The sequence below is a fragment of the Streptomyces sp. NPDC127092 genome (genome assembly GCF_042722475.1).
GTDB lineage: Bacteria > Actinomycetota > Actinomycetes > Streptomycetales > Streptomycetaceae > Streptomyces.
Window position 1 is genome coordinate 1 of record NZ_JBHXFE010000093.1, and the last position, 2848, is coordinate 2848.

At 68.2% G+C, this 2848-nt stretch carries 1 protein-coding gene and 1 pseudogene; one reads left to right on the forward strand and one right to left on the reverse strand.

The features are described from left to right. A partial coding sequence (locus tag ACFWJO_RS37145; RefSeq protein ID WP_386872526.1) for a DUF262 domain-containing protein occupies window positions 1–2342 on the reverse strand: 2342 nt, incomplete at its 3' end. 115 nt (window positions 2343–2457) lie between these two features. Here ACFWJO_RS37145 and ACFWJO_RS37150 point away from each other — a divergent pair. Beyond that, a pseudogene (locus tag ACFWJO_RS37150) lies at window positions 2458–2848 on the forward strand (site-specific DNA-methyltransferase); the annotation flags it as partial.

A 2848-nucleotide genomic window follows, 5' to 3' on the forward strand; every position in this document is an offset into this window, starting at 1 on the left:
GGAGCCCACTTCGCCAGGTGATAGAGGACGACCTCGACGCCGTACGTCGGGTACAGGATCACCGGCCAGATGGCGCGTGCTGACGTGCGCGGGACGACCAGGAAACAACCGCCGGCAGCATTGTCCGCGAATTCCGCCCGGCCACCGCGCTCGACCCAGCCTCGTTGGACCTCGATCAGTGCGCGGGCCGATTCGGGATCGTTGTGGTCGTGAAGTCGGTCGACCCAGCGGTCCCGCAGCGCAGGGTCGTTGCCCGGGGCGGCGAGTGACCGGGGATCGGTCAGGTCGACGTCAACGTCGATGAGCTCGGCGAGCTGCTCCGCCAGCAGCCGCTGGCCGCCGTCGGCCCGTCCGTCCTCGGAGAAGCACACGCCTTCGGCTGCGAGGACGTCATGCGGATCTTCCGTGCGGTGGACGTCGGACCACCGGAAGGACGGAGAGACGGTGCCACCCGCCTGGAGCACACGATGAGCGTGCGGCAGCGCCGTCCGTGCGAGGTAGGTCCCCACGGGGACCGGATGGCTTCCGATCAGCCGTGCCAGTTCGCCGTAGGAGGTCCAGGACCCGTCGGGAATGGCCTCGACGGCGTCCGTCAGCGTCTGCCAGGCCGTGTGGGCGACTCCCGAGGCGGCCTCTGCTGAGGGTCCCGGCCAGATACCGACGATCCGGTCCGCCAGCCGCTCGGCGCGAGCACGGATCTGCGCGGGACCCCATACCGGCTCAGCGGAGATCTCCTGGTTCATGCGGATGCCGCTCTTGGCCAGCTCCGCACGCTTGACCGCGAAGGGCCCATTGCTCAGCTCGCTGTTGTACCCGGTGAGGGTGAGGTTGCCCAAGGTGTGGAGGAGCTCGGTGTGCACCTCTCGAAGGTCCTGGTGCGCCTCGAGCTGGCCGGCCAGAGCGCGCTCCCACTCCTCCGTGAGGGTCTGCGGCAAGACGTGCTCGATGGTCGCGCTGTCGAGGTCCACCGGTTCCTTGCTGCCGTAGGACTCCTCGATCCACCGGAGGATCAGCTTCCGGTGGGCCGCCCGGCCCGTCGTGTAGAAGGGTGCCGTCATCACGGCCTGGCGGATCTGATCGTCGGAGGCGAAGTGCTTCCGTCCGCTGGAGAGGAAGCGCTGCAGGGCATCCGCCGGGTCGTCCTGACCCTGGATGTCGGCCGTGGCCGCGAGCAAGGTGGTGTTGAGACCGTCGGAATAGCGGCCGAAGACGAGGCGCCGGACCAGGTACGACTCGAGGTAGAGGAGCGCACGGGCCAGTTCGTCCGAGTCGATGTCCCCCAACGACCGGCGCTCCATCAGGTGCAGTGTGATCGGGAACGTCGTCGTCGTGCGCCAGGCGCGCAGGCGCGCCAAGCGGAACCGCACTGCGGCGTCCTTCTCCTTCTCCGGGCGGAGCATCACGTCGTAGAGACGCCCCAACGCCAGGAACCGCTCGACTTCCGCCCTGACCTGCGACTCGTCCTGCAGGCCACGCATGCGCCGCTGCTGCCCCGCGTAGATCTCCGTCTGGCGGATCTTGGGATCCTGTTGCACCAGGTCGAGCCAGAACAGGGTCTCCAGTTCCTCATTGGAGAGCAGGTTCTGCAACGGGAGCCACAGGGTGGTGTAGACCTCATCCGCCCGTGTGGGCAGCTGCATGAACAGGTAGTTCCTGAGCAGGTCGCCCTGGGTGAGCTTGAGGCCGGTGTTGTTCAGCGACTCGAAGATGCGGTGGGCGTTGTCGTTCTCCCCGGTGGTCACGGACACGATCGACAGGCCGGCGACGACGGCGGACTCGACCTCCGCCAAGGTCAGCGGCTCCTCTTCACCGTCAGCCGACGGTTGGCTCAACCCGAGCAGCTTCGTCAGGAAGAACTGATGGGCTTCGCTGATCCTGGAGCCTTCGGCAGCGTCCGGGGCGTGCTCGACCCGCCCGCGGTAGGCGGCACGGTCGGCCTGGGTGGGCAGGACCTTGTACCGGAGATCGCCGTCCTCCCACTTGTTGACCAGGTACTTCTCGTTGACCCGATCGGCGTGCACGGGGCCTTCGTGCTCAGCCCGGTGGTCGCGGACAGCGGCGAGGAGGAGCGTCAGCGTCGTCAGCCGCTGCTGCCCGTCCACCACGAGCCACCGCTGGACGCCGCCAGGCCCGTTGTCCCGGAAGCCGGCGAGAACGAGGGAGCCGATGAAGTGGGTTGCCGATGGGTTGTCCCGCCGGTGGTCGGCGACGTCCACGACGTCCTCCCACAGTCGCTGCCACTGCGGGCGGCCCCAGGAGTACGTCCGCTGATAGAGCGGGACCGTGTACTGGTAGGAGCCCCCGAGGAGTTCCTGAAGGGTGACTTCACGCGCGGCGACCATGGAAGGAGCCTAACGGGGGACTCTGGTACCACCCCTGACCGCCCCATGCACACCATAGACTGCTGGAGTTTCCGGCGGACGAAGCCGTCCGCACCGTCGACGAGGGAGATCCATCGTGTCCCGGCTCACCGACCTCCTGGCTCAGGCGCGCGCCAAGGACCCTCAGCTGGCCGCCGATCTGGAGGGTGAGATCCGGCAGTTGACCCAGGGCCGGCGGTTCGGTCTGGTCTTCGAACGCCATCAGCCGGAGGGCGTGGAGCTGCCCGGACGGCCGATCCGCGTGGGAGACACGGTGCGGGTGCTCCCTCCCCGTGGTTCGACGCACGGGGGCGACTCCGTGCGGTGGCGCGTAACCAGTCTTCGGCGCACGTCCGATGGAGTGCTGGCGAACCTGGAATCGGAGGGCGACGAGGCCGAGCGTGAGACCCGGTCCGTCTCCACCGCGGATCTGGTGGCTGTGGCCGGCATCCAGGACCGGATCTTCCCGGGGCTGGTCGAGACCGGCC